This window comes from Halomicrobium mukohataei DSM 12286 (assembly GCF_000023965.1).
In the GTDB taxonomy this organism is placed as follows: Archaea; Halobacteriota; Halobacteria; order Halobacteriales; family Haloarculaceae; genus Halomicrobium; species Halomicrobium mukohataei.
In genome coordinates this window covers 992,232-1,016,136 of sequence record NC_013202.1, presented here as the reverse complement: position 1 = coordinate 1,016,136, position 23,905 = coordinate 992,232, and the positions used below count along the sequence as shown (strand labels likewise).

Genomic DNA, 23,905 nt, shown 5'->3' with positions numbered 1-23,905 from the left:
CGAATTTCGAAGCGCTCCGTGCGTCCGGATCGCAGGAGAGAAGCGCCGCCGGTCAGTCGTCTGCCGGAGCCGTCCCAGTCTCGTCCAAGTCCTCGCCGCCGACCGAGGACCGGAGCTGGTCCATCCCGTCGTCGCGGTCGACGCCAAAGTTGTCCGCGTACAGCTCCTGGACGCGCTCGTACTCCGCGTCGGACAGGGCCGGCGTGGCCGGCGCGCCGGCCCACTCGTCGATGTCGGCGGCGGTCCGGAACGTCGGCGTGACGCTCGCGACTTCGTCGTGGTACAGCAGCCACTGGAGGGCAGCCTGGGCCATCGTTCGCCGGCCGTCGGCGTGGTCCCCTCGCGGTTCGTCACCGCTCGCGCCGTCCGCGCGCTCCAGGAACCGAACGCTGTCGACTTTCTCCCAGCCGGTCTCGTACCACTCGGTTGGGCGGTGAGAGCGGTGGTCGCCCTCGCCGAGTTCGGTGTCGGGCGTGACCTGCTCGTTGAGCAGCCCCGAGGAGTGGGGCACGCGGGCGACGACGGAGGTGTCGGCGTCCAGCTCTCGGATGGTGTCGAGAAAGTGCTGGCCCGGCACCTGCTCGAACATGTTGAAGACCGTCTGGAGGGCGTCGAACTCGTTTTGCACGGCGGCGTCGCCGTCGGCCAGCCAGCCGATCGAGGGGCCGAGCGCCCAGCCGATCGCCTCGACTTTGCCCTCCTCTCGGAGCTCGTCGAGCGTCGCCAGCACGTCCGCGTCGACCTCGTCGGCGTTGGCGTTGTGCAACATGAGCATATCGACGTACTCCATGTCGAGCCGCTCCAGCGAGTCGTCAAGCGCCTCTCGGATCCACTCGCCGTCGATCCGCTTGGGGAGTTCCCCGTGGCCGGCCTGAGGGTTGTTGTAGAAGTCGTAGCCGACCTTCGTCGAGACCGTCACGTCCTCGCGATACTCCGCGAGGGCCTCGCCGATTAGTTCCTCGCTCGCCCCGTGGCCGTACACGTCGCCGGTGTCGAAGTAGGTGACGCCCTGGTCGATGGCGTGGTGAACCATCTCGATGGCCTGGTCGCGACTGCGGTCGCCCCACCAGTCGGTGCCGACGACCCAGGCCCCGAAACCGATCTCCGAAACTTCGACGCCTGACGTTCCGAGTTCCCGCTCGTTCATGTCCCGACGTTACGGATGCGCGCACTTAGCCCTCTTGGTCCCGGCACACGCGAGGACACCGGCGCTGCCTGCCCGGTCTCGTAGGGAACGTTGTCGTTGCGTATCGGTAAGCGTCGCCACCGGGGAGACGCTCGCCGGTACATTGCTACAACCGTCCGTATCACTCGGGGCGGGGCGGATCGCGCAGATCGGGGTCGGCGATGTCGGTCCGAAAACGCACTGCGCCGTCCACTCGGCGGACCCACCACCAGGTGAGCGCGATCCCGACTGCGAGCCCGAGATAGAGGATCAGTCCGCCCTCCGGGCCGAACGTGCCGCCGGTCACCACGTCGGCACCGGTCTGGCGGACCGAGAGGACGGTCCCCGGCATCGCGAGTCCGCTGACGGGGAAGCCGTACAGCGAAGACAGCGAGAAGTTCCACGTGATGTGGATCCCGATCGGGATTCCCAGATCGTCGGTGACGACGTAGGTCGCGGCGAAAAACAGGCCGACGACGGTGATGTTGAGCGTGGAAAACAGCGTCGTGCTGGGGTTCGTCAGGTGCAACAGGCCGAAGACGGCGCTGGTCACGGCCGCCGCAACCGCGACCGCGCCCCGCTTGCCGACCGGTCCGACACCGCTCAGCCCCTCGGCAATGTTGTTCAGCAGGTAGCCACGCGTCAGCACCTCCTCGAAGACGCCGACGCCGACGAAAAAGAGGAGCGTGACCGGAACGGCGACCACTACCGGCAGGGCGACGCCGAGCTGGTTCGTCGGTCTCGCGACGAGTACGCCGTCGACAGCGATCAGCCCCAGCCCCAACTCGACGAGGAAGATCGCCGTCGTCATCGCGACCCCGACGGCGAGTCCGAACCCGAGGTTGCGCCACCAGCCGTCGCCGCCCAGTCCCAGTCCCGCGAGGGTCCGCCCGCCGAGCCACCACGAGAGCCCGACCAGCGTGCCCGTCCCGGCACCGTAGGACAACAGCGCTCCCGCCAGGATCGCCCCACCCGCGAGCACTGGCACCGTGAGCGGGATGGCCTGTACCGCCCGCTGACCGACGCCCGCGACCGCCAGCACGAACAGGAGCACCGGCAGTCCGACGAGCAGTCGCCAGCCCGCTCGCAGGCGTCGTTCCCGCGGGTTCACGAGCACGCGGCGTACCTCCGTGATGAGATCCGATCGCGCCATTGCCCGACGGTGCGGGCGGCGGGGGCAAAGTAGCTCCCCTTCTCGGAGCCCCTCATTCTCCGGGTCCGATCGCCACGTTACGGCCACGTCGCCGGGTTACTCGGCGGTAACGGCGACGCAACGGAAACCCATATCAGCGGGCACCGCCATCCTCGCAGTATGACGAAGCGCCACGTCTCGCTGCCGCCGCTGGCCGAGGAGGGCCTGCGCGCGTTCATCTCCGAGGTCGACGAGCGCCTCGCGAGCGACGAGGACACCTGCGACGTCGTCGAGGACGTGCTGGTCGACCTCCACGGCGACCGGGAGGCCTACGAGCGATGGCAGTCGGGCGAGGACGTGTCGCCGGCCGAGCGGGTCCGTCTGCAGGGGTACGATCCCTGTAACGCGACCCTGGAGAGCGAGTACTACGCGGAGAAAGACGAAGACGCCTTTTCGGAGTCGAAGTACCTCCAGTGGCTCTGGCGACAGTTCGACGCGACGCCGATGGCGGACAACGTCGAGTTCGCGCTGCGCTTTCGACGGATGATCGCGGAGCACCTCTTCGAGGAAGTCGGCGACGGATGCCGGTTCTTCAAGGGGATCACGTTCACCTACGGCCACAACATCACCGTCGGTGACAACGTCGTGATCCACGACGACGTACACCTTGACGACCGCGGACGGTTGACGATCGGTGACCGCGTCTCTATCTCCGACGACGCACACGTCTACACCCACGACCACGATTCGGTCGACCAGACCCACGTCGACAACTACCACACGATCATCGAAGACGACGCTCGGGTCACCTACGACTCGATGGTCCGGGCCGGCGTCCGACTGGGCGAGAACTCGATTCTCGCGGCCAAGTCGTCGGTCAGTCGCGACGTACCCGCCCACCACATCGCGGCCGGCACCCCCGCGGAGAGCGTCGCCATCAAGGACGGCTGGGAGTCCGTCGCCGACTCGCTCGACGGTGCCAACGTCGACCGGCGCGACCAGCGCAAACTCGACAGTACGGTCCCCGACGACGTCACCCAGTTCGACGAGTTCGGTCGCGATCTGTCCCCGCCCGATCGGTGAGGGATCTGTTCGATGGGTAGTGTTCAGATAAGCGACTGCGTCAGTGGACTTGTAGACACCGAAAGCCCTCGTGCAGTTGCGGTCCCGGGACCCACGCTGCGCTCCAGTAGGTGCTTGCGGGGTCCGGGTTCCCGCAACTGCACTCGCCCTTTCATCCGCCAGGGTTCAGACGATCAAATAGCCGATACCTGGCGGATGAAAGGGCGAGGCCCGCTCGGCGGTTCTGCGGCGGCACTATCCGAGCGGAGTGAGGATATCCGCCACAGAACCGCCGAGCGGGCCGAGGGCTTTCGGTGCTTTACTTCCGCCACTCTCGATCTCTTATCTGAACACCGCCGTTCGACGGGACCCGCCGAACTATCGTCTCTGATACGGAACGTTGTCGTTGCGCACCGGTGAGCGTCGCCACGGGGTAGACGCTCACCGGTACAGGACGACAACCGTCCGTATGAGAACCTGCCGAAACAGCCAAGTTCCTCGGTACCGAATCACACGGTATGGACGTGGTGTTCTGGCTCGTCGCGTACGTCCTCGGGTTCGGGCTCGTGCAGTTGCTGCTCTACCGGTACTTCCAGCGTGACGACCCCGCACCCGACGCGACGCCGAGCCGAGTGGACACCGCCGCCCCGGCGTCTGTCGACGCGGGCGATCCCACTGGCGGCGGCCGCTGCCGCGAGTGTGGCACGCACAACGAGAACGACCCCGCGTTCGTCTACTGCCGGCAGTGTGGGGCCCGTCTCCAGTGACCGACGAGGTCGGTCACCGTCGCTCCGCCCGACGGGTCCGCCCTCGTTCGGTTCACGTCTGTGAGTTATCAGGCGTGAAAACGGAGCGAAAACACCTATTACGTGATTCGCTGTGACTAGCGGTATGCGACTCGAGAGTGGTGTGCCGGGATTCGACGAGCTCGTGGAGGGTGGGTTGCTGGAGAACCGGCTCTACGTGATCAGCGGTCCGCCCGGAAGCGGCAAGACGACGTTCAGCGCACAGTTCATCACGCAGGGAGCCAAGCGGGGCGAGGACTGTCTCTACGTGACGATGCACGAGACCAAAGAAGAGCTGATGCAGGACATGGCCGGCTACGACTTCGGGTTCGACCGCGCGATGCAGTCCGATGCGATCCAGTTTCTCAACCTCGTCACCGAGAGCGGCAAGCGGACCATCACCCAGTTCGGTTCCGAGGGCGGACTGACGAGCCGCCTCGTCGCCTTCATCGAGCAGAACAACGTCGAACGGGTCGTCGTCGACTCGACGATGTTGCTCCAGCACTTTCTGACGGACGTCTCCGAGGAGATCACCGGCTTTCTCTCGGCGCTGAAACAGACCGACGCGACCGTCTTGCTCATCTCCGAGATGACCGACCCCACGTCGTACTCCGACGAGCACTACCTCGCCCACGGCGTCGTCTTCTTCCACAACTTCCTCGATAGCGGGAGCATGACCCGCGGGCTCCAGGTCATCAAGATGCGGGGCACCGCCATCGACTGTGACATCCGACGGATCAGCTTCTCCGACACCGGACTCCGGGTCCACCCGAGCGAGAAAGTAGAATCATGAGCCTGTACCACGCCGAGTACGACGAGTGGGACGCCCTCGACAAGGACGAGGCCACCGAGCGGGCCTACGCCATCGGCGTCGCGGAGCGACTCGGTGAGTACAACCGCGAGGAACTGGAGGCCATCTACGACGAGATGGCGACCAACTACAACCGGAGCATGGTCGAACTCGCCTACCGAGAGGGCCGCCAGGAGGCCCGTGCGGCCGCCGAGTCGACGGACGCCGACGGCGACGCGGTCTGGGCGGACCTCGTCGAGGGCGAGACGATCCTCGTCGACCCCGACGACCGCCCGACCGGCGGTCGAGACGGGCTCCCGTCGGCGCTCGATCCGACCGAACTCCTCGATCGGCAGGACGTCGACAGCACCGAGGCGCTCGATCTACCGGACTTTCTCGATCGCTGACGCCCAGTCCTCTACGAGCGTCGGACCGAACGGTTGGTGTCTTTCTGTGGGAGATAGACCACGAGGTAGGCGACGAAGAACACGCCCGTGACGCTGCCGAGCACGAGGTAGACCCGTACGTCCAACGCGAGCAGCAGGGCCGCGATCTCGTCGGCGGTCGCGAGCGGATCGGCGAGCCCGTAGACGTGGACGTACGCGGCCAGCGACACCCCGACGACGAGTAGCAGGTCGAAGACGTCCCGTTCGTCCATCACCCGCATTCGGTGAGGCAGGTAGTTAGCTCTTGTTGCCGAGCTGGTCGGCCACGATCTCGTCGGCGGCGTCGACGAAGGCCTGCTCTTCGCCCGCCGGAACGGTCGCGCCGGCCGCGATGTCGTGGCCGCCGCCGTCGCCGCCGACCGAACGGGCCGCCTCGCGCATCACCGCCGAGAGGTCCAGGCCCCGTCCCACGAGCGGGCCGGTCCCGCGCGAGGAGACTTTCGTCTCGTCGTCGTCCTTGCTGGCGAACGCGAGGATCGGCTTGTCGGCGTCCACGCCGGCCGTCCCCAGCGCCATGCCGGCGACGATGCCGACGATCGTCTCGCGGATCGCCGAGCCGGCGTCGAACCACTGGACGTTGTCCTCGTGGGTCACGCCCCGCTCCTGGATCAGCGTCAGTCCCTCCGAGAGGTTCCGACGGTGGTTCGAGAGCAGCGTCTGGGCGCGGTCGAGCGCGGCCTCGCGGTCGCCGCGACACACCGCAAGGCCCACGTCGGCACGCTCGTAGCGGGCGGTCGCGTTCAACAGCGTCGAGAACTCGCTGGCGTCGCGCAGCTCCGTCCCCGTCGGCTCCTCGGTCAGCGTGTACGTCGTGCCGATCAGCGTCTGGATGTCGTCGGCGGGCACGCCGCGCTCGACGGCCCGCTGGACCAGCGCGCTGGCGACGGTCTGGCGTTCGTCGTCGGTCAGGTCCGCCCACGTGCGCCACTCGCCGGACCGCTTCAGGTCGAGCCCGAGCGATTCGAGAAACCGGATCGCGCCGGCCTCGTCGTTGGAGATGCCGGGGATCGGGACCTCCGTGGCGTACTCCAGTAGCTTCGGCAGCGGCCGGGTCTGCTTGCCGTACAGCGTCAGGTCGGTCCCCTCTTCGAGGACGCCGGCCGCGACGCCCTCCTCGACGATGCCGGTGTTCGCGCCGACGAGTTCGCCGTCGACGGCCTGCATGTCACCGACAGCGCCGACGACGGCCAGACCGGCCAGGTCCCGGTTCCCGTCGGGTGGCTCGGTCTCGCCGACCTCGGCCAGCGCCCGCGCGAGGACGTAGCTCGCGCCCGCACCCGACAGCTCCGAGGCCCCGTCGAGGCCGACGAGCAGCGGGTTCAGGTGAAACTCCGTCTCGGCAGGGTGAGAGTCCGTCCCACTGGCAGACGGGCGCTGCCCGTCGACGACGGCCGGCTGGTGGTGGTCGGCGATCACGGGCTCGAAGTCGCCCGCTCGCTCGTGCTCGCTGATCACGTCGAGTTGCCCGCTGCCGAAGTCGGTAAAGAGGACGGTGTCGTATTCGCGGGCGGCGATCGAGGCGATCTCTGTCTCGTCGAGTTGCTTCTTGAACACGACCTCGAAGGGGATTCCGGCCCGCTCCAGTGCCAGCGAGGCGACGGCGGCACTGGTCAGGCCGTCGGCGTCGATGTGTGACGCCAACAGTACGCGATCCGCGCGACAGAGCCGCTGGGCACACGCGGTCGCAACGTCGTCGAGGTCGGGGACTGGTCCCATCGGCGCGAGGTTGGTCCCTGATCGGGTTTAAATCTCCGGTCCATCTCGGCGAAAGAGTGGAGACGCTGGCCGACGAAGAGGGCGTATGGGTTTCGGAAAGCACCTCGTCAACGGAATCGTCTCACTTGTCGTCAGCGTCGGCGTCACGGTCGCGTTGGCCGACGACGACGGACCGTGGGGACTCGGCGATATGGCACTGGCGGTCGCCATCTCCTCGTTCCTCTCGGGCTTTTTCACCAGCTACTTCGCCGAGTAGTCGGACTGGCCGAGACGGTCGCGGCTGGCCGTCTCAGAGCGGCTACCTGTCCGTAGCGAATAGCTTGCAGCGGTACGGCCGACAGGATCAGTCGTCGGCCGGGGCCGTCCCCTCGGAGTGAGTGTCGAGGCTCGGCTGCCCGACGACGTCCTGGTTCGCAGCGACCCAGCGCAACAGCAGGAACGCGAACAGGTACTTCGCGCCGATGTCCAGCGCCGAGTACCCCCAGGACGTGAGTCCGACCGACTGGACCAGCGCCAGCCCTTCGATACCGACGGCCCAGATGATCGGGTAGCCCAGCCACAGGACCACCGTCAGCGCCCGCAGCGTTCCGAAGATCTCGTCGGTGCCCGCCGCCGTCGCGCTCTGTGGCCACTCGACCAGGATGGCGTACAGCACGACGAGGAAGAAGGCACAGCTGACGAGGTAAAACGCCCACCGGAGCCCGTACGATGACGTGATCAGCGCCGCGGCCAGCCCGGTCACGCACATGCCGATGTCGGCCGCGATCACGACGAACAGGTCACCGATGTCGACATCCGCCAGGAGCCCCAGCGCCAGCAGGATCATCGGCGTCGACAGCGCCCACGTGAGGTATCGGCCCCACTGGCTCATGACCTCCTCGCCGGCCAGTGCGTGCCCCGCCGGCATCTCGATGAAGCCGACCGTCAGCCCCGAGAGCAAGCCGAGGTAACTGGAGATCGACACCAGCGGTATCATCAGCGTCGCCCCCCAGATGAGCTTCGCCCGCGGCGCTTCGACGTTGCGGCCCATGTACACGAACAACAGGATCGCCAGCCCGGCGAGGGCGACGTTCGCCCACAGCGACGAACTCAACAGTACGTCGTTCTCGATCGCCGTGACCGCCTCCGACTGTGTGGCCTGCAAGAGAGTGGTGGTTGCTGACATGTGTATAGTTCTATCGTCCGACTGACTTAAGTAGGCGATACCAAACCGACAGTATCGGGCGCGTATTTTTACCGATGCGAGGAACGGAGCGATCCGTCGCCGACCACCTCGCGGACGGCCGCGACGTGGCCGCGCCGGTGAACGCATGCCCTCCTACGAGTACCGAACGATCGAGGTCGACAGCGAAGTGATGATCGCGGGGCTCGGCGGCGATGTCGCGCCCCCGATGGACGAGCTGAACGAGCTCGGTGCGGAGGGGTGGGACGTCGCCGCTCCGATCACCGACAAGACCGGGGAGACGGTCAGTCTCCTGCTCCAGCGCGAGGTGTAGGGACGACCCGGCCGGGCGTCTCGGCGTGCCCCGCGGCGGGGTCACACACAACCGATTGTCCTTTAGTCCCGGCGTCGCTGTAGTCGGGTATGGAACGCTTCGCCCCCGTCGACGACCAGTACGACCCCGCCGCGGTCGAGGAGCGGGTCTTCGAGTACTGGGACGATATCGACGCCTACGAGAAGACAGTGGAGCACCGGGCCGACGGCGAGGACTTCTTCTTCGTCGACGGACCGCCCTACACGTCCGGTTCGGCCCACATGGGCCACGCCTGGAACAAGAGCCTCAAGGACGTGTACATCCGCTACAAGCGAATGTGCGGCTACGACGTGACCGACCGGCCGGGCTACGACATGCACGGCCTGCCGATCGAGACCAAAGTCGAGGAGGAGAAAGAGTTCCGGAACAAGAAAGACATCGAGGCGTTCGGCGTCGAGAACTTCGTCGACGCCTGCCGGGAGTTCGCCGAGACGAGCCTCGAAGGCCTGCAAGAGGACTTCAAGTCGTTCGGCGTCTGGATGGACTGGGACAATCCCTACCGGACGGTCGAGCCCGAGTACATGGAGGCCGCCTGGTGGGGCTTTGCCAGCGCTCACGAGCGCGATCTCGTCGAGCAGGGCCAGCGCTCGATCACCCAGTGTCCCCGCTGTGAGACCGCCATCGCCAACAACGAGGTCGAGTACGAGGACGTGGAGGACCCGTCGATCTACGTGAAGTTCGACCTCGCCGACCGCGAGGGGAATCTGGTCGTCTGGACGACGACGCCCTGGACGATCCCGGCAAACACCTTCGTCGCGGTCGACGGCGAGGGGACGTACGTCGGCGTCGAGGCGACCCGAAACGGCCAAACGGAACTGCTGTACGTCGCCGAGCCGAAGGTCGACGAGGTACTCCGGGCGGGTCGGTACGACGACTACGAGATCGTCGAGGAACTGAGCGGCGAGGACCTGCTTGGCTGGGAGTACGACCACCCGCTTCGCGAGAAAGTGCCCGACGCACCCGACGGCGATGGTGCTGGACAGGTGTACGAAGCACCGTACGTCGACACCGAGGGCGAGGGGACCGGGCTGGTCCACTCCGCACCGGGCCACGGCGAGGAAGACTTCGAGCGCGGGCGCGAACTCGGACTGGAGATCTTCTGTCCGGTCGGTCCGGACGGCGTCTACGACGAGGCCGCCGGCACGTACGAAGGCCAGTTCGTCAAAGACGCCGACGACGAGATCATCGACGACCTCGAAGCGCGCGGTCGGATGCTGGCCGCCGAGACGACGACACACAGCTACGGCCACTGCTGGCGCTGTGACACGGGCATCGTCCAGATCGTCACCGACCAGTGGTTCATCACGATCACGGACATCAAAGACGACCTGCTTGCCAACATCGACGACTCGGAGTGGTACCCCCACGAGGCCCGCGAGAACCGCTTCCGGAACTTCGTCGAGGAGGCCCCCGACTGGAACGTCTCGCGACAGCGGTACTGGGGGACACCGGTCCCGATCTGGCTGCCCAGCGAGGACGCCGACGGCGAGCCCGTCGAGTGGAGCGGCGACATGGACGACGCCATCGTCGTCGGCGACCGCGAGGAGCTGGCCGACGCCGTCGACCAGGAGATCGACCCCGAGACCGTCGACCTCCACAAGGACACCGTCGACGACCTGACGATCACCGAAGACGGGGTCACCTACGAGCGGGTGCCGGACGTGTTCGACGTGTGGCTCGACTCCGCCGTCGCGACGTGGGGAACGATCGACTACCCCTCCGAGACCGAGGCCTTCGACGAACTGTGGCCCGCCGACCTCATCATCGAGGCCCACGACCAGACCCGCGGCTGGTTCTGGTCCCAGCTCGGAATGGGGACGGCGGCGGTCGGCGCGAGTCCCTACGAGCGCGTCGTGATGCACGGCCACGCGCTGATGCCCGACGGGCGCGCGATGTCCAAGTCCAGGGACATCCGCGTCGACCCCGGCGAGGTCATCGACGACTACGGCGCGGACCCGATGCGCGCGTTCCTCCTGTCGCTCGCCGCCCGCGGCGAGGACATGAACTTCTCGTACGACGGGACCGAGGAGATGCAGCGACGGCTCAACATCCTCTGGAACGTCTTTCGCTTCCCGCTGCCGTACATGCGGATGGACGGGTTCTCGCCGCGCGTTGCGACGGAGTCGCAACGATCCGAAGGCGGCGATGCCGCCGAAGGGACCGGGATCGACGACGTGACGCTGGACCTGGCCGACGAGTGGGTGCTCTCGCGGCTCCAGACGGTCGAGGCCGAAGCGACGGAAGCGATGGAGGAGTTCCGTCAGGACGACGCCATCGAGGGGATCCTCGATTTCGTCGTCGAGGACGTGTCCCGCTACTACGTCCAGCTGGTCCGCGAGCGCATGTGGGAGGAAGACGACAGCGAGTCCAAACGGGCCGCCTACGCGACACTGTACCGCGTGCTCCGCGAGGTCGTCGCGCTGCTGGCACCGTTCACGCCGTTCGTCGCAGAGGAGATCTACGGGACGCTCACCGGCGAGAGCGAGCACCCGACGGTCCACATGTGCGACTGGCCGACGGTCGACGACGAACTGCGAGATCCCACGCTCGAAGACGAGGTCACCGTCGCCCGCGCCGTCGAAGAGGCCGGCTCGAACGCCCGCCAGCAGGCCGAGCGCAAGCTCCGCTGGCCGGTCACGCGCGTCGTGATCGACACCGACAGCGACGACGTCACCGCGGCCATCGAGGCCCACACCGACCTCGTCGCCGACCGGCTCAACGCCCGTACCGTCGAGATCGTCGGCGGCGGCGACGCCTGGGGCGAACTGGCCTACTCCGCGGAGGCCGACATGAGCGAACTCGGCCCGGCCTTCGGTGACGACGCCGGCCGCGTGATGAACGCGCTCAACGAGGCCCGCGTCGACGAAGCCAGCCTCGACACGCTGGAAGCCGCCGTCTCGGACGCGCTCGGCGAATCCGTCGCGCTCACCGACGAGATGGTGTCGTTCCGCCGCGAGACGCCCGAAGGCGTCGCGAGCACCGAGTTCGAGGCACTGGGCGGCCACGGCGTCGTCTACGTCGACACCACGCTCACGGAGGACATCGAGAGCGAGGGATACGCACGCGAGGTCATCCGCCGCGTCCAGGAGATGCGCAAGGATCTGGAACTGGACCTGGAAGAGCGCATCCGCCTCGATCTCGCTGTCGCCGACGAGCGCATCGACGAGCTCGTGCGCGAACACGAGCAGCTCATCGCCGAGGAGGTCCGCGCCGACGAGTTCGGCGATGTCGAGGACGGCCACCGCAAGACCTGGTCGGTCGAAGGCGTCGAGATGGAGATCGCCATCGCCACCGTCGAGACCGCCGAAGCAGACGACTAAGACGGAGTATTGTAGATCTGTTCCGGATCGACCGCACGACTGCGTGCGGTCGACCGGGGAAACGGTCACACTGCACCGAGAAGACGGATCACGACCGGCGGAAGCGCCAGCGGGGCGAGCAGCTATCAGTTCTCAGTTCGAGCGTCGGTCGCGATACGCAGGGAGTAGGCGATCAGGAGGAGCCCGCCGAACTGGAGGAGACGGACGATCAGCCGGAACACGTTCTGGTAGCGAATCGAGACGATGCGGAACGTGAGGAGCCCCTGTCCAGCCAGCGCCAGGACGTACGTCACGCCGAAGAGCAGGATCATCCCGATCGAGAGATACCGCATCGAGGGGTCGTCGTTGCGTCGGAGCCCGCGATAGGCCTGGCCGCCGATGTAGAGGCCAACGAGGGCGGAGCCGGTCGCCGCCGCTCCGGCAGCGAGGCCGACGACGCCGGTGAAGTCGGTGAGCGCGCTGAAGACGTTCATTTCAGAGCTGTCCCCACATCCGCGAGAGCTCGTCGGCCGGGTCGCTCTCCGTCCGATCGATCGTCCAGTCCAGTTCGCCGTCGCGGATCGTCAGCTCGAACCGGTCGAGCGTCGAGACGTACACCGTCTCGTGGTGGCCGTCGCGGCGCGGTCGCGTTCGCTCGGCGAGGAGGGCACAGTCACAGAGCTCGTCGACCCGGCGGTAGATCGACGACACCGAGAGGTCGCAGTGCTCTCCCAGTTCCTTCGCCGACAGCGGTTCCGCACTCGTCGCGACGAGGATCGACCGAACGTGCTCGTCGTCGAGCAGGCCGACGACATCGGCAACGTCTGGCTCCTCGCTCACAGCGTTGTCTGACATACGTGGAACAAATAGTTTCCTCTCGGCCGTCCGAGGTCGTGTCGTCTGGGAAGGTGTGAGACGAGACGCGATCGCGACTGTCATCGCTCGTCCTCCAGTGGCAGAGAGAATAGCATCCGGAAGCCAACGTCGTCCGCCGGTCCGTACACCACTCTGATCCCGTCTGCGGTAGGCTCGTCGCTCAGGTCGATGGTCGTCTCGTCACCTGTACTCACCGTCTTCTGGTCGGGCCAGAGCGGTTTCTTCTCGACCTCTCCCCCGTCCTCTGGCGTGTCGATGTCGTAGCAGATCAGATCTGAATCAGCCGACTCGCCGGCCTCGTGACGAAGCGTGACGGTTCGAGCCGCGGGATCGAAGTTTCCGCCCCAGGTGACCTGTGGCGGATCGTCGATCGGATCGCGCTCGCGGTTCGGCCGGGTCGGCACCCGGGCGGAGACCGTCGCGAATCGGCCGTCGGCCTCGACATCGACGGTTCGTGCCTCCTTGGTGAGTTCGTGTCGCTGTTGTTCGAGGGCGCTTTTTGTCCTGTCTGCGGAATTGTCAGCGGCGGATTCGTACCGTTCGATCAGCAGGTGGTAGGCGACACCGTCGTCGATCCGAAACGCGTCGGCACCGAGTTCGGCAATTTCAGGGTTGAGTCCGGGATGCGAGCCGCCGATGTACAACATTCTGCTCGCACCGGCCGCGTCGGTGACCGCCTCGAACGCGTCGTTTTGCTCGTGATACCGTTCCGTGTGGCCGTGTCCGGCGTCGATCGTCCCCTCGATATCCGGGGCGTTGTGCTCGTTTGCGCTTGCCCAGACGACGACGCCGTCTCGTACTGCAGCCCGTCTGCGTACGTCCGAACGGGAGTACACGTCGTAGCTGCGATACGATCCGTCGGGTTCGTAGCCGGTGTCCGCGAGCGTGGCGGCGACATCGTCGGCGGTGAACTCGGCCTCGATCACCGTGGCGAGGTTCGTGATCGTGAGGCTGTCGTAGTTCTCGTAGCCGATGCCGAAGTAGTCGAGCTCCAGCTTGTGGAACCCCCGCCTGGCGACGAACTCCTCGGGGACGGGGCCCTCGAACGGACCGGGCTCGGCGTAGGTGATGACCCAGTCTTCGTCCGTTTCGCTGTCCCACCCCGCGGGGAGCCAGCGGCGGTACTTCGGCGGACCGGCGTCCGGAACGTCGACGCGGCCGTACCTCGGTTTGCTGCTCAGCGGTGGCAAGCTTCCAGTACAGCCGCTGAGTCCGGTCGTCAGACCGATCGCGACGGCCGTCGCGCCGCGGCGGAGAACCGAGCGACGCGTCGGTCGGGAGGGGTCGTCTAGTGGAACCATCGTGGTACGTAATCGATGACAGCCGGACACCTTTATACCGGGTCGTCGACCGCGCGCCGGCAAGCATCGGCGAAGGGTTTATACGCCGTCTGAGAAGCGACCGGAGCGTATCGGACGATCGGTCGTCACGCTCGAACCGTCACCGTCCGCCGTCGTGGACCGTCACACTCCACGAGCAACACGGACTGCCAGGTCCCGAGCGAGAGGGCACCCTCGTCGACCGGAACGGTCTCGCCCGGTCCGAGCAGCAGCGTCCGAAGGTGGGCGTCGGCGTTGCCGTCGAGTCGGTCGTGGTCCCACCCGTCGTCGGGCACGAGATCGGTCAGCATCGACTCGAAGTCACCGAGCAAGCGAGACTCCACCTCGTTGACGGCGACGCCGGCCGTCGTGTGTTGGACGAAGATCGTCGCAGTTCCGTTTGCATCGGCGGGCAGCGCCGACTCGACCCGTTCGGTCACGTCGACGGCCTGACAGCGGCGGTCCGTCTCGACTGTGAACGTCGGCATGGCTCAGACGTGGACGGCGGAGAACGTGAACCGGTCGATATCCGCGGTCGAGCGTCGCGGGCACCGACGGACGAGTGGCGAACTTTGATTTGGTCGCCGGACGCACGGGAGAGTATGAGCGAGGACTGCATCTTCTGTTCGATCGTCGACGGCGACATCCCCGGCCGAATCGTCCACGAGACCGACGACGCCGTCGCGTTCCTCGACGCGAACCCGCTGGCTCGCGGCCACACGCTCGTGATCCCGAAGAGTCACCACGAGCGTCTCGACGACGTGCCGGCCGAGGAAGCGACGGGCCTGTACAGTGCGCTTCACGAGGTGGTCCCGGCCGTCGAGGCCGCCGTCGACGCACCGGCCACGACGGTCGCCTTCAACAACGGCGAGGACGCCGGTCAGGAGGTCCCCCACGTCCACGCCCACGTCGTCCCCCGCTTCGAGGGCGACGGCGGCGGTCCGATCCACGCGATGTTCGGGTCCCGGCCCGACCTCTCGGACGACGAACTCGACGAGATCGAAGCCGCGATCGAGCCGTAACCGGAGTCCGGTCCTTTTTATTCTGTGGCGAGTGACCGAAGATTACGATGGCAGACACGCTCGCGTTCGTCGGCGTCGCTGGCGGCGTCGGCACGACACGCACCGTCGTCGAGACCGCGGCGACCCTGGCGCGGGACGGCAACTCGGTCGCCGTCCTCGACGCCGCGCTCGACACACAGGGACTGTCGACCTACGTCGAGGGGCGACTGGACCCCGATCTCACGGCGGTCCTGGTCGACGAGACCGGCTTCTCGGAGGCCGCCGTTCCGGGGTGGCCCGAGCTGGACGGCGAGGTGGCACTGTATCCCGCCCACGCACCGTTCGAGCGACTCGCACGCGCAAAGACGGTCGACGCGGCACAGCGACTGGAGACGTGTATCGACCACGCCGCGGGACGGTACGACCACGTGTTGCTGGACGTGCCCCCGATCGCGGACAACCAGGCCGTCGCAGCGGTCCGAGGGGCCGATCGACGAGCGCTCGTCGCACCGGCGACCCGGCGCGGCAACGACCACCTGCCCCGGATGCGCGGGCGGCTCGTCGACCTGGGATTCGACGCCGACGCGGTGGTCGGGACGTTCGCCGACGGCGAGGCAGCGCTGTCGGCGGACTACGAGCTCCCGACCGCCGAACGTGGCGCGACGGAGCCGACCGCGATCGATCCCGACACGGAGTTCGCACCCGCTGTCGCGGCGATGACCGAAGCCCTGTGTCGCTGCTCGCTCGATCTCGACTTCCCAGAAGAGGGTCTGCTGAGGTGACACCGCTGGCTGGCCCGCCGTGTCGAACCGTAACCGGGGATGAGACGACGGTGACGGCCACGGCCGCATACGGACAGTTGTAGCGACGTACCGGTGAGCGTCTCCCCCGTCTCATACGGATTATTGTAGCGATTTACCGGTGATCGTCTACTCCGTGGCGACGATCACCGGTAAGCAACTACAATAAACCGTATCAGAGCAGATCCGACGGCTGCTCGACGGCGTCGCCCAGCGACGCCTGTCGGTCGGTCCCTCGACCGTCTGTCAGCGCGCCTTCGAGCGCTTCGCGTGCGTCGGCGATCGGTTCGTGCGTTGCGACGTACGTCGCCAGCGCGAACTCGCGTTCGCTCGCGCCGGTGAGTGCGACCGCCTCGCTGCGAGCGAGGTCGCCCGATAGCCAGTCGTCGAGCACGTCGCGCTGGCGCGGGCTGAGCGGACAGACGTGTTCGCCACACAGGTGGAGCGTCTTGGCTGCCGTAAGCGGTGTGAGTCCCGCCGCCCGACCGGCGTCACCGACGCTCTCGCCCGCCGCGTAGGCCTCGACCAGCGTCGCCGCCCGCTCGGGATCACAGGGGAGCCGGGTCCCGACGCCGTCGAGGCGTTCCGCCAGCGTTCCCTCCGTTCGATCGACCGACGCCACGCCGTGCTGGCGCTGGGTGGCAGTCACCTCGATCCCGGCCGCGATCTCGGAGAGGGTCATTACCATCAGTTCATCTCTCACGTAATTTAAACCCATTGAACGTCGAAAGCCGGCGCTGGTCGGTGACGGGTTCGACCGGCCACACTGACGTGTTACCTACCGGTTACCGGTCGGTAAAATTCTCGAAAAACCTCCGATCACCGGCCGAACGACCCGGTTTTAAATATTCCATCCGGACCAATCTCGAAATACAATGAGTCAAACGGCACAGCGATGTCCGGAGTGTGACGGCGCGATCGACGCATCGGCACGCGAAGCAGTGTGTACCCAGTGTGGCCTCGTCGTCGACGAGGATCAGCTCGACCGCGGCCCCGAGTGGCGGTCGTTCGAGGACGACGGAGAGCAGAAGGCACGCACCGGCGCGCCGCTGACCCGCTCGCGCCACGACCGCGGGCTCTCGACTGAGATCGGACGATCGACCCGGCTCAAGGGCCGCAAGCGCCGCCAGATGGCGCGCCTCCGTCGGGAGCACAGCCGCGCCCAGACGGGCTCGAAGCGCGATCGGAACCAGCGCATCGGCTTCATCGAGATTCGGCGGCTCGTGAGTCGGCTCGACCTCTCGTCGACGATTCGAGATCGGGCCTGTGTCCTCTTCGAGTCCGCACAGGAGGCCGATCTCCTGGTGGGACGGTCGATCGAGGGGTTCGCGGCCGCAGCGGTGTACGCGACCTGTCGCACGAGCGAGATCGCACGGACCGTCGAGGAGGTCGCCGCCGACGCTCAGGCCAGCACCGGCGAGCTACGAGTCGCCTACGACGCGATCAACCGCGAGCTGGGACTGCCGACGGGTCCGATCGATCCGCGCGAGTATCTCCCGCGTTTCGCGAGCGAGCTCGACGTTCCCCACGAGATCGAACGGCGAGCGACGGCACTGGCTGATCTGGCAGCAGAGCGCAATCTGATCGCAGGCAAGAACCCCGGTGGCGTCGCCGCCGCGTGTCTCTACACCGCCGCCCGAGAGGCGGACTACGAGCTGACGCAGGCTCGGGCGGCCGCCGTCGCAGACGTGAGTCCGGTGACGCTTCGGTCGACGTATCAGGCCCTCCAGGACTGATACGGACGGTCGGCGACAAACGGCACAGAACAGCAGCTACGGGCGGTGGCCGCGACAGACCCGTTCGACGGCGTCGGCGAGCGATCGAAACGCCTGGCAGGCGGGCGTTCCCGGCGACGCCCGACAGACCGGCTGGCCAGCGGCCTGTGCGTCCGCGACGACTGCGTCGTCGGGCACCGTGGTCACCGGCGCGCCGAGCGTCGCCGCGACGGGGTCGGGGTTCGCGCCGTCGTCCGCGCGGTTGAGGACGACGCGTGCCAGGCCGGCGTCGAGTTCCCGTGCCAGTTCACGAACCCGGACCGCGTCCGTAACGGCCGATTCGGACGGGGTGGTCACCAGCACACACGCGTCGGCGACGTACAGCGGGAGACCGACATCGGCTCGCAACCCCGCCGGAGAGTCGACGACCACGTCGCCGTAGGCGCGCTCGACGGCTTCGATCGCGGAGACGAGCGCCGTGGGATCGCCGGCACGAGCGCCGGCCAGACTGCGTCCACACGGCAGGATCGAGACCGGCGGCCCCTCTCTGACGGCCTCAACGGAATCCGCACGTCCGGCGAGTACGTCGTGCAGATCCGGCCCGTGGTCGGCGGGCAGGTCTGCCATCCCGAGGTCGCCGTCGACGACGACGGCGTCGAGGTTGGCGGCGAGGTTGTACGCGACCGTCGACTTCCCGACGCCGCCCTTGCCGCCCGTCACGGCCAGGATCATGCCAGTCGCTCCAGCGACGACAGCGGCGGATCGGTCGCCTCGATCCGATCTGCGAGCCTGCGTGCTCGGTCTGCGACCGCCAGGAGCCGGCGTCGGTCGGCGCCACACGCGCGGGCTGCTCGCCGGCCGGGCGCGAGTCCACCCGTCGACTGGAGGGTCGTCGTCGCCTCGGGGACCGTCTCGACGGCGTCCAGTCGTTCGAGAGTCGTCACCCGCTCCTCGACGCCGTCGAGCCAGTCGGTCACCGGATCTGTCGAGCCCGCTCGTCGGTCCGGCACTGTCTGCTCCGTCGACTCGTCGCCCGCGGGCTGCTCGGGAGCGGGGACGTGACCGGGATCGTCCGGCGTCTCCTCGACCGCCGGGGCCGTGTCACAGTCGGGACGCGGGTCGGCCCGGACGGCCGCCGGTGCGGGCACCCCATCACGGGGCGGTGACGGATCGCCGAGCCGCTGGAGGACCGCCGTCGCGTCCTCGCCAGCGGCGTCCTCCGCGTCCGGGACGACCTCGCGTTCCTCGACCGCGACCGGCTGTCGAGCCGGTGGTGCCGGCGTCGCGTATCCCAGCGCGAGCCGTCCGTCGGCCGGCACGACGCCCTCGTACCCCGACTCGTCCCAGCCGGGCTCGGGTTCGCCCTCACAGCGGGGCGGCCAGACCGGACCGTCGAGTCGCTGTTCGACGCGGACCCGACGGGCGAGCCCGTCGCTGGCCAGCGAGACCGTCACGAGCGTCACACCGTCGATTGCCGTCGCACTCGCATCCACCGAAACCATACGGTCGGTGGCCCCGTCACGCGATTTAAACGTCCGGACCGCAGGCGACGACTGGTCCCTCGACCCAGGCGGCCGCGGCGGCCGGCGTCGGAAACTGCTCCGTCGCGAGCACGACCGGCCCTCGCTGGGTCCCGACACGGAGGATCGCCAGAGCGGCGGTCGTCGGGTCACAGTCGAACGGGTCGGCACCGGGATCGAGCGCGAACACGGCCCGTTCGTAGGGCCCGCGGACGCGCTCGACCAGCCACGAGCGCGCGTCGCGTTCGCGGTTGGCGATCCGGTCGTCGAGGCGGAGGCGACGCTGGCGTCGATCTCGCTGTTCGCGTGTCGCCTGCCGGGTCTGTGCGGCCGCGAGACGGGTCGTCTGTGCCTCCGACAGCCGCGCGGCAGCCTCACGCAGTGCCGCCCGCTCGTCGCTGGCGTCCAGATCGTGAGCTCGCAGTGCCGAGATCCGACCGCGGAGTTCGGCGACGCGCTCTTCGAGAGCCGCCGGATCGTCTTCGGGCGGTGTCGCGTGCTGTGGCACCCGCTCGTCCACGTCGATCTCGTCTCGCTCGGCCCGCAGTCGCTCGATCTCGTCGGCCTGTGGTGGCGTGAGGCCGCGAGTCCTGGCGGCGACCGCGAGCGCCGGCCGGACCCGGAGTCCCATCTCCGGGTGGACGTGTCCCACGCGGTCGAAGAGCGGTCCCGGTGGGGGACAGTGGACGCGACAGGGGGCGTCGTCGCCGCGGACGGCATCGGCGACCTGGTGGCTGGAGACGCCGGTCGCCCGGAGGTCCGCGACGCTGCCACACCACGTTCGGTCTGCCGTCCGGACGATCACAGGTCTCGCTCCCGGAGCGCCGACGGCCCGGGGTGGTCGGTCCCGACGGAAAACTGGCGATAGGGAACCGACGGCTGGTCGCGGTCCTCGTAGGCCTCGGCAGCCTCGCGAACGTCGGCGGGCACGTCCGCCGGAACGAACCGCTCGACGCGTTCGACCTGTACGTCCCGTCCGTGCTTCTCGCGGAGCCGACACGCCTGAAACGCCCCGAAGGCCGTCCCTGCGAGCAGTGCCGCGCGGCCGAACTGCCGGACAGTCGTCTCCTCGTGGGCCCGCGTGACGTTGCGCAGCGACGACCGTGCCGACCGCGAGTACGTGATCACGAGGAACATACGCCCACGATCCTCGCTTTCAGTGTTTAAATTTACGGACTAGCGGTCGTTTCGAACGCGGACCGGCGGCGTGCTGTCGAGGTCGACACGAGCGTCGCACAGCGACGTGATCGAGGCGACCGTCTGTACGTCGTGGGCCGCCGGATCGAGGTGAAAGTGGGCCCGAGCGTCCGCGAGGTAGCACTGTCGGGTCACCGTGTGCAGGAACTCGTAGGCCGTTTCGACCGCGACGTGGCCGAGCAGCTCGGTCAACGAGTCGAAACACACCGTCAGCTCGCCGTCGGTCTCCGCGATGAACTGGCTGAGTTTGATCCCCAGCGCCGCGAGGTCACTGGGCGTCGAGATCACCTCGACGGTGACGTCGTCGTCTCGCTCGCCCGCCGGGGTCGTGCCGACCGCGAGGACGGCACGATCGGCGTCCGCCGCGACCGTGTCGTCGAGACACTCCGACGGCGACTGCCCGAAAGAGACCCACAGCACCGTCCGGCCCGCAGCACCGCCCTCGGCCAGCAGTCGCCCACAGAGTTCGTCGGTCCGCGCACACGACCCACAGAGCAGGAGCGTCGTCACACCGTCCAACCGGTCGATCACGGACTGCATTACCGGAACCACAGGGACTACACCCGCAAATCCCTTTCCACTGCCAGATCAGGGATCGACCGGCGTCACCTCGAAGCGGCCCGGCGACTCGACGAGCGCCTGGACTCGGTCGCGGGCGTCCGGGCGCGAACTCGCCAGGACGACGACGCCGTCGGCGTCGCCGCCGTCCGCGCGGTAGGCCTGCAACTCCCCGTCGAAGTCGGTCGCGTAGGTTCGCAAGACGCCCCGGACCTCCGCTTCGAGATCGGTCAGCGAACACTCCCCCTGTTCGAAGCGAGCCAGTGCGTCCTCGACGTTCCGGAGTGCTGAGATGCGGTCCATCTACGTCGTCCTCAGGTGATCGGTCCGTGGTTCGTACACCTCGCCTTTCTGCTTGAGCTTCTCGATCTCGTGTTCGGCCTTGGACTCCTCGATTCCGACCTCCTCCGCTCGCTCGACGACCACGTCGACCGGCGCGCCCTCGTCGTACTCCTCCTCGATGTCGGAGATGATTCCCTTGAGGTTCTGTATCCGGTCGCGCTGGCTCTTCGAGGTGCCGGTCTCGACAACGTCGGCGTCGAACTCGCCCGTCTCGGGATCGACGCCGATCTGCTCCATGCAGTAGCGAGCGATCGTCGTCGCCCGCTCGGCGTCCTCTTTCTCGACCGTGTCCGAGAGTCGGATCCGCGCCGACGCCTCGGAGAGACGGACCAGCGCCTCCAGCTTTCGGGCCGTCACCGGCACCGCGGCGTCCTCGTCGGTCCCCTGGACCCGCAGATCGACGTAGAAGTCCTCGATCTCGGTCTTTGCCTCCTCGGTCATCGTCGGGAAGCAACTCGTCTTCGCGTGAGCGACGTACTTTCGCAACAGGTCCGGCTCGATCGTCGGCGCGACCTCCTCGGTGACGGCGTCGACCTGCTCCTGGCTGTAGTCCGAGGTGGGATTCTCCACGCGATGGGTGTGGAGTTCCCCCGCGTAGTTCGTCTGGATGATGTGACTCGCCAGGTTCCGGTCTTCCTCCTCGTCGGGCTCGTCGGTCACCGTAAAAATGAGGTCGAACCGTGAGACCAGCGCGGGTTCGAGATCGATCTGCTCGCCGATGGGCTCGAACTGGTCGAACCGGCCGTACTTGGGGTTGGCCGCCCCCAGCAGGGAACACCGGGACTTCAGCGTCGCGTTGATCCCGGCCTTGTTGATGGAGATCTCCTGCTGTTCGAGGGCCTGGTGCATCGCGGAGCGGTCGTCGGGATTCATCTTGTCGAGCTCGTCGACAGCGGCGATCCCGAGGTCCGCGAGCACGAGCGCGCCCGCCTCCAGCGTCCACTGCTGGCCGTCGCCGAAGTCGTCTCTCACAGCCGCTGCGGTAAGGCCTGCGCTGCTGGATCCCTTCCCGGAGGTGTAGACAGACCGTGGTGCGATGTTCTGGATGTAGGAGAGCATCTGCGAGTTGTGGGAAACGACGCCGTTGGAGACGTAGTTGTGTGTTCCCCCGACTTCGAGGTCGTAAACCCACTCGTCCTCCGGTTCGACTGGCTCGATGGATTCGATTCGATCAGTTTGGGCAGTGACTACCCCACCGTCCGCTGCGACGGTGCTCTGCCCGTGTTCGGTCTCGTCGTTATTGCCCTTGCACGCGATCATCTGCCCGGCTGTCAGCTGTTCGGCTTTCACAGCCTCGAACCGACCGTTAGACTGCACAAACAACGGGTGTGACGGAGTAATATCGAGTTCTCGTCCCGTCGCCGTCCGAATCCGATACAGCTGCTCCGGTGCCTCACGCTTCCAGACCTTCGTTGCCTGCTGCTGGGAAATAGTCCCATCTTCCTGCAACGATGGCACCTCGAAGTCGACAGTGTCCCAAACGCCATCATCGACGGGTTTTGGGTCGTCGAGGTTGTCTTCCACAAGCGTTCGAATCGGAACCTCAGAGCCATCACCGAGCGTCACATGAGTGTCACCGCTGAGGCACTTCCCCGTACCCGGATCACCGATCAGCAACATGTGGAGGTCGCCACGGATTCGAGAGCCGTCCGGGAGGTGTTTGGTCACCCCGGAGAACAGCTGGAGCATCATCGCGAGTTTCTCGCGTTCGTAGCCGTAGATCGAGGGCGCGATCGCACCGACCATCTTGTCGTAGAGGTCGTCCTCGTTGGAGAGTTCGATGATCTCTTTCTTGTCCTCCTCGGTGATGTCCATGTCCTCGAACTGCTCGTCTTCGATGGAGACGTCGATCCCGTCCATGTAGAGGTCGAACATCGGCGACTGGCTGCGGTCGTCGCCCTGCTGGTCGAGTTTGAGGACGCCGGTCACGCGGACGTGGTCGCCGGCGGTCACCTCGCCGGTGATATCGTCCTCGATGTTCACGTCGATGGCCTGGGGGGTCTCGCCGCCACGCAGTCCTTCGGGGGACTCCTGGACACGGATCTTCTGGGCGTCGACGAACTCCGACTGGTCCATGTTCAGGCGGAAGGGGCCCTGGCGCTCACAGCCCTGGCACTCGTGGGGCTCCTGAAAGTCACCGGCGACCTGCGGAATCCGGGTGAGGGTGCCACAGCGCTGGCACTCGAAGGCGGCGTTCGTGACCTTTGGCCGAACGTCGGTGGCCTTGCGGACGATCCCCTGGACGGCGATGAGCATCCCGTGGTGCTCGTGGCGAATCGCACGGATGTCCTCGGACTCGGGGAGGTCGTGAAAGCGGACGTGGGCCTGGCCGAGCTTCACGTCGACCGGCAGGTCGTACAGGCGCAACGCCTCCTCGGCGTAGTCTTGCATCTGCTCGGGACGGTTGCGCACGTCGTCCGCGAGGTCGGGGTCGAAGCGATAGAGGTCGTCCCAGTCGACCCACAGCGACTTCTGGTCGTTGGGGTACTTCTGGGCGAGTTCACCGATCTCGTTGCGGTAGTAGTCCCGGTAGAACTCCTCGAACGCGTCGGTGAGTTCGGTGTTGTCGACGCCGGTAGCCATTGGAACCGAGATAGTGCGTCCTCGCTCAAGAAGGTTCGCAAACCGGGGTGGAAGTAGTCAGTGC

The 23,905-nt window shown here is 67.0% G+C and carries 27 protein-coding genes; 10 read left to right on the top strand and 17 right to left on the bottom strand.

Going from position 1 to position 23,905, the window contains the following annotated elements; genetic code table 11:
* Positions 1–52: 52 nt before the first annotated feature.
* Together HMUK_RS05085 and HMUK_RS05080 are read right to left on the bottom strand one after the other, a co-directional pair.
* Positions 53–1,147, bottom strand: a complete 1,095-nt coding sequence (locus tag HMUK_RS05085) for an aldo/keto reductase (protein ID WP_015762039.1) — start codon at positions 1,145–1,147, stop codon at positions 53–55.
* A 160-nt stretch (positions 1,148–1,307) separates the two neighbouring features.
* Positions 1,308–2,318: a CPBP family intramembrane glutamic endopeptidase gene (locus tag HMUK_RS05080; RefSeq protein ID WP_015762038.1), complete on the bottom strand. Its 1,011-nt coding sequence runs from the start codon at positions 2,316–2,318 to the stop codon at positions 1,308–1,310.
* Between the two features lie 159 nt (positions 2,319–2,477).
* Between HMUK_RS05080 and HMUK_RS05075 the strand changes: the two genes are divergently transcribed.
* From HMUK_RS05075 to HMUK_RS05060, 4 genes are all read left to right on the top strand, one after another.
* The gene (locus tag HMUK_RS05075; RefSeq protein ID WP_015762037.1) at positions 2,478–3,380 is read left to right on the top strand and encodes an acyltransferase; all 903 of its coding nucleotides are present in this window, start codon (positions 2,478–2,480) and stop codon (positions 3,378–3,380) included.
* A 497-nt stretch (positions 3,381–3,877) separates the two neighbouring features.
* The gene (locus HMUK_RS05070; RefSeq protein ID WP_015762036.1) at positions 3,878–4,126 is read left to right on the top strand and encodes a DUF7577 domain-containing protein; all 249 of its coding nucleotides are present in this window, start codon (positions 3,878–3,880) and stop codon (positions 4,124–4,126) included.
* A gap of 124 nt (positions 4,127–4,250) precedes the next feature.
* Complete coding sequence (locus HMUK_RS05065) at positions 4,251–4,937, top strand: RAD55 family ATPase (protein WP_015762035.1); 687 nt, start codon at positions 4,251–4,253, stop codon at positions 4,935–4,937.
* Positions 4,934–5,341 (top strand): hypothetical protein, encoded by a 408-nt coding sequence (locus HMUK_RS05060; protein WP_015762034.1) that lies wholly within the window; start codon positions 4,934–4,936, stop codon positions 5,339–5,341. Before HMUK_RS05065 ends, HMUK_RS05060 begins: the two co-directional genes overlap by 4 nt.
* An 11-nt stretch (positions 5,342–5,352) precedes the next feature.
* On the opposite strand, the gene HMUK_RS05055 is transcribed toward HMUK_RS05060, so the two are convergent.
* The gene (locus tag HMUK_RS05055) at positions 5,353–5,592 is read right to left on the bottom strand and encodes a hypothetical protein (RefSeq protein WP_049940744.1); all 240 of its coding nucleotides are present in this window, start codon (positions 5,590–5,592) and stop codon (positions 5,353–5,355) included.
* Between the two features lie 25 nt (positions 5,593–5,617).
* Positions 5,618–7,096 carry a single-stranded-DNA-specific exonuclease RecJ gene (locus tag HMUK_RS05050; protein ID WP_015762032.1) on the bottom strand — a complete coding sequence of 493 codons (1,479 nt, stop codon included), beginning with the start codon at positions 7,094–7,096 and terminating at the stop codon, positions 5,618–5,620.
* An 85-nt stretch (positions 7,097–7,181) separates the two neighbouring features.
* Between HMUK_RS05050 and HMUK_RS17505 the strand changes: the two genes are divergently transcribed.
* On the top strand, positions 7,182–7,352 hold the full coding sequence (locus HMUK_RS17505; protein ID WP_015762031.1) for a hypothetical protein: 171 nt from the start codon (positions 7,182–7,184) through the stop codon (positions 7,350–7,352).
* Between the two features lie 87 nt (positions 7,353–7,439).
* On the opposite strand, the gene HMUK_RS05045 is transcribed toward HMUK_RS17505, so the two are convergent.
* Complete coding sequence (locus tag HMUK_RS05045; RefSeq protein WP_015762030.1) at positions 7,440–8,261, bottom strand: bacteriorhodopsin; 822 nt, start codon at positions 8,259–8,261, stop codon at positions 7,440–7,442.
* 145 nt (positions 8,262–8,406) lie between these two features.
* On the opposite strand from HMUK_RS05045, the gene HMUK_RS05040 reads away from it, so the two are divergent.
* Together HMUK_RS05040 and ileS are read left to right on the top strand one after the other, a co-directional pair.
* On the top strand, positions 8,407–8,592 hold the full coding sequence (locus HMUK_RS05040; RefSeq protein WP_015762029.1) for a hypothetical protein: 186 nt from the start codon (positions 8,407–8,409) through the stop codon (positions 8,590–8,592).
* Between the two features lie 89 nt (positions 8,593–8,681).
* A complete protein-coding gene (ileS, locus tag HMUK_RS05035) occupies positions 8,682–11,951 on the top strand; it encodes an isoleucine--tRNA ligase (RefSeq protein WP_015762028.1) in 3,270 nt (1,089 codons plus the stop codon).
* Between the two features lie 125 nt (positions 11,952–12,076).
* On the opposite strand, the gene HMUK_RS05030 is transcribed toward ileS, so the two are convergent.
* From HMUK_RS05030 to HMUK_RS05015, 4 genes are all read right to left on the bottom strand, one after another.
* Entirely contained in the window at positions 12,077–12,424 is a 348-nt protein-coding gene (locus tag HMUK_RS05030; protein ID WP_015762027.1) for a DUF7521 family protein, read from the bottom strand.
* Between the two features lies 1 nt (position 12,425).
* Positions 12,426–12,785 carry a helix-turn-helix domain-containing protein gene (locus HMUK_RS05025; RefSeq protein WP_015762026.1) on the bottom strand — a complete coding sequence of 120 codons (360 nt, stop codon included), beginning with the start codon at positions 12,783–12,785 and terminating at the stop codon, positions 12,426–12,428.
* A gap of 80 nt (positions 12,786–12,865) precedes the next feature.
* Positions 12,866–14,107: a hypothetical protein gene (locus HMUK_RS05020; protein WP_015762025.1), complete on the bottom strand. Its 1,242-nt coding sequence runs from the start codon at positions 14,105–14,107 to the stop codon at positions 12,866–12,868.
* A gap of 125 nt (positions 14,108–14,232) precedes the next feature.
* Positions 14,233–14,613 carry a secondary thiamine-phosphate synthase enzyme YjbQ gene (locus tag HMUK_RS05015; protein WP_015762024.1) on the bottom strand — a complete coding sequence of 127 codons (381 nt, stop codon included), beginning with the start codon at positions 14,611–14,613 and terminating at the stop codon, positions 14,233–14,235.
* Between the two features lie 114 nt (positions 14,614–14,727).
* On the opposite strand from HMUK_RS05015, the gene HMUK_RS05010 reads away from it, so the two are divergent.
* Together HMUK_RS05010 and HMUK_RS05005 are read left to right on the top strand one after the other, a co-directional pair.
* Positions 14,728–15,147 (top strand): HIT family protein, encoded by a 420-nt coding sequence (locus HMUK_RS05010; protein ID WP_015762023.1) that lies wholly within the window; start codon positions 14,728–14,730, stop codon positions 15,145–15,147.
* A gap of 47 nt (positions 15,148–15,194) precedes the next feature.
* The gene (locus HMUK_RS05005) at positions 15,195–15,908 is read left to right on the top strand and encodes a ParA family protein (protein WP_015762022.1); all 714 of its coding nucleotides are present in this window, start codon (positions 15,195–15,197) and stop codon (positions 15,906–15,908) included.
* A gap of 193 nt (positions 15,909–16,101) precedes the next feature.
* Here HMUK_RS05005 and HMUK_RS05000 read toward each other — a convergent pair whose 3' ends face one another.
* Entirely contained in the window at positions 16,102–16,608 is a 507-nt protein-coding gene (locus HMUK_RS05000) for a DUF7858 family protein (RefSeq protein WP_015762021.1), read from the bottom strand.
* Positions 16,609–16,801: 193 nt separating this feature from the next.
* Here HMUK_RS05000 and HMUK_RS04995 point away from each other — a divergent pair, with 193 nt between their 5' ends.
* Positions 16,802–17,662, top strand: coding sequence for a transcription initiation factor IIB (locus HMUK_RS04995; protein ID WP_015762020.1), 861 nt, complete (start codon positions 16,802–16,804; stop codon positions 17,660–17,662).
* A gap of 36 nt (positions 17,663–17,698) precedes the next feature.
* Here the strand turns inward: HMUK_RS04995 and HMUK_RS04990 are convergent, their stop codons facing one another.
* Genes HMUK_RS04990 through HMUK_RS04960 form a run of 7 tightly spaced genes read right to left on the bottom strand, consistent with a single transcriptional unit; the run spans position 17,699 to position 23,841 of the window.
* Entirely contained in the window at positions 17,699–18,373 is a 675-nt protein-coding gene (locus tag HMUK_RS04990) for a MinD/ParA family ATP-binding protein (protein ID WP_015762019.1), read from the bottom strand.
* Positions 18,370–19,143, bottom strand: a complete 774-nt coding sequence (locus tag HMUK_RS04985) for a DUF7857 domain-containing protein (protein WP_015762018.1) — start codon at positions 19,141–19,143, stop codon at positions 18,370–18,372. Before HMUK_RS04985 ends, HMUK_RS04990 begins: the two co-directional genes overlap by 4 nt.
* A gap of 25 nt (positions 19,144–19,168) precedes the next feature.
* Complete coding sequence (locus tag HMUK_RS04980) at positions 19,169–19,966, bottom strand: DUF7856 family protein (protein WP_015762017.1); 798 nt, start codon at positions 19,964–19,966, stop codon at positions 19,169–19,171.
* Entirely contained in the window at positions 19,963–20,298 is a 336-nt protein-coding gene (locus tag HMUK_RS04975) for a DUF7855 family protein (protein WP_015762016.1), read from the bottom strand. The genes HMUK_RS04980 and HMUK_RS04975 overlap by 4 nt, the downstream gene beginning before the upstream one ends.
* Before the next feature lie 39 nt (positions 20,299–20,337).
* On the bottom strand, positions 20,338–20,898 hold the full coding sequence (locus HMUK_RS04970; protein ID WP_015762015.1) for a DUF7504 family protein: 561 nt from the start codon (positions 20,896–20,898) through the stop codon (positions 20,338–20,340).
* 48 nt (positions 20,899–20,946) lie between these two features.
* Positions 20,947–21,219, bottom strand: a complete 273-nt coding sequence (locus HMUK_RS04965) for a DUF7854 family protein (protein ID WP_015762014.1) — start codon at positions 21,217–21,219, stop codon at positions 20,947–20,949.
* Positions 21,220–23,841: an ATP-binding protein gene (locus HMUK_RS04960; protein WP_015762013.1), complete on the bottom strand. Its 2,622-nt coding sequence runs from the start codon at positions 23,839–23,841 to the stop codon at positions 21,220–21,222.
* Between the last annotated feature and the right edge of the window lie 64 nt (positions 23,842–23,905).

Coding starts and splice junctions, on each gene's coding strand:
- HMUK_RS05060 (WP_015762034.1), top strand. CDS start 4,934: ATGAGCCTGTACCACGCCGAGTACGACGAGTGGGACGCCCTCGACAAG.
- HMUK_RS05000 (WP_015762021.1), bottom strand. CDS start 16,608: ATGACCCTCTCCGAGATCGCGGCCGGGATCGAGGTGACTGCCACCCAG.
- HMUK_RS05005 (WP_015762022.1), top strand. CDS start 15,195: ATGGCAGACACGCTCGCGTTCGTCGGCGTCGCTGGCGGCGTCGGCACG.
- HMUK_RS04965 (WP_015762014.1), bottom strand. CDS start 21,219: ATGGACCGCATCTCAGCACTCCGGAACGTCGAGGACGCACTGGCTCGC.
- HMUK_RS05080 (WP_015762038.1), bottom strand. CDS start 2,318: ATGGCGCGATCGGATCTCATCACGGAGGTACGCCGCGTGCTCGTGAAC.
- HMUK_RS05040 (WP_015762029.1), top strand. CDS start 8,407: ATGCCCTCCTACGAGTACCGAACGATCGAGGTCGACAGCGAAGTGATG.
- HMUK_RS04995 (WP_015762020.1), top strand. CDS start 16,802: ATGAGTCAAACGGCACAGCGATGTCCGGAGTGTGACGGCGCGATCGAC.
- ileS (WP_015762028.1), top strand. CDS start 8,682: ATGGAACGCTTCGCCCCCGTCGACGACCAGTACGACCCCGCCGCGGTC.
- HMUK_RS05085 (WP_015762039.1), bottom strand. CDS start 1,147: ATGAACGAGCGGGAACTCGGAACGTCAGGCGTCGAAGTTTCGGAGATC.
- HMUK_RS04960 (WP_015762013.1), bottom strand. CDS start 23,841: ATGGCTACCGGCGTCGACAACACCGAACTCACCGACGCGTTCGAGGAG.
- HMUK_RS05010 (WP_015762023.1), top strand. CDS start 14,728: ATGAGCGAGGACTGCATCTTCTGTTCGATCGTCGACGGCGACATCCCC.
- HMUK_RS05030 (WP_015762027.1), bottom strand. CDS start 12,424: ATGAACGTCTTCAGCGCGCTCACCGACTTCACCGGCGTCGTCGGCCTC.
- HMUK_RS05045 (WP_015762030.1), bottom strand. CDS start 8,261: ATGTCAGCAACCACCACTCTCTTGCAGGCCACACAGTCGGAGGCGGTC.
- HMUK_RS04990 (WP_015762019.1), bottom strand. CDS start 18,373: ATGATCCTGGCCGTGACGGGCGGCAAGGGCGGCGTCGGGAAGTCGACG.
- HMUK_RS04970 (WP_015762015.1), bottom strand. CDS start 20,898: ATGCAGTCCGTGATCGACCGGTTGGACGGTGTGACGACGCTCCTGCTC.
- HMUK_RS04975 (WP_015762016.1), bottom strand. CDS start 20,298: ATGTTCCTCGTGATCACGTACTCGCGGTCGGCACGGTCGTCGCTGCGC.
- HMUK_RS17505 (WP_015762031.1), top strand. CDS start 7,182: ATGGGTTTCGGAAAGCACCTCGTCAACGGAATCGTCTCACTTGTCGTC.
- HMUK_RS05055 (WP_049940744.1), bottom strand. CDS start 5,592: ATGGACGAACGGGACGTCTTCGACCTGCTACTCGTCGTCGGGGTGTCG.
- HMUK_RS05020 (WP_015762025.1), bottom strand. CDS start 14,107: ATGGTTCCACTAGACGACCCCTCCCGACCGACGCGTCGCTCGGTTCTC.
- HMUK_RS05065 (WP_015762035.1), top strand. CDS start 4,251: ATGCGACTCGAGAGTGGTGTGCCGGGATTCGACGAGCTCGTGGAGGGT.
- HMUK_RS05075 (WP_015762037.1), top strand. CDS start 2,478: ATGACGAAGCGCCACGTCTCGCTGCCGCCGCTGGCCGAGGAGGGCCTG.
- HMUK_RS04985 (WP_015762018.1), bottom strand. CDS start 19,143: ATGGTTTCGGTGGATGCGAGTGCGACGGCAATCGACGGTGTGACGCTC.
- HMUK_RS05070 (WP_015762036.1), top strand. CDS start 3,878: ATGGACGTGGTGTTCTGGCTCGTCGCGTACGTCCTCGGGTTCGGGCTC.
- HMUK_RS05050 (WP_015762032.1), bottom strand. CDS start 7,096: ATGGGACCAGTCCCCGACCTCGACGACGTTGCGACCGCGTGTGCCCAG.
- HMUK_RS05015 (WP_015762024.1), bottom strand. CDS start 14,613: ATGCCGACGTTCACAGTCGAGACGGACCGCCGCTGTCAGGCCGTCGAC.
- HMUK_RS05025 (WP_015762026.1), bottom strand. CDS start 12,785: ATGTCAGACAACGCTGTGAGCGAGGAGCCAGACGTTGCCGATGTCGTC.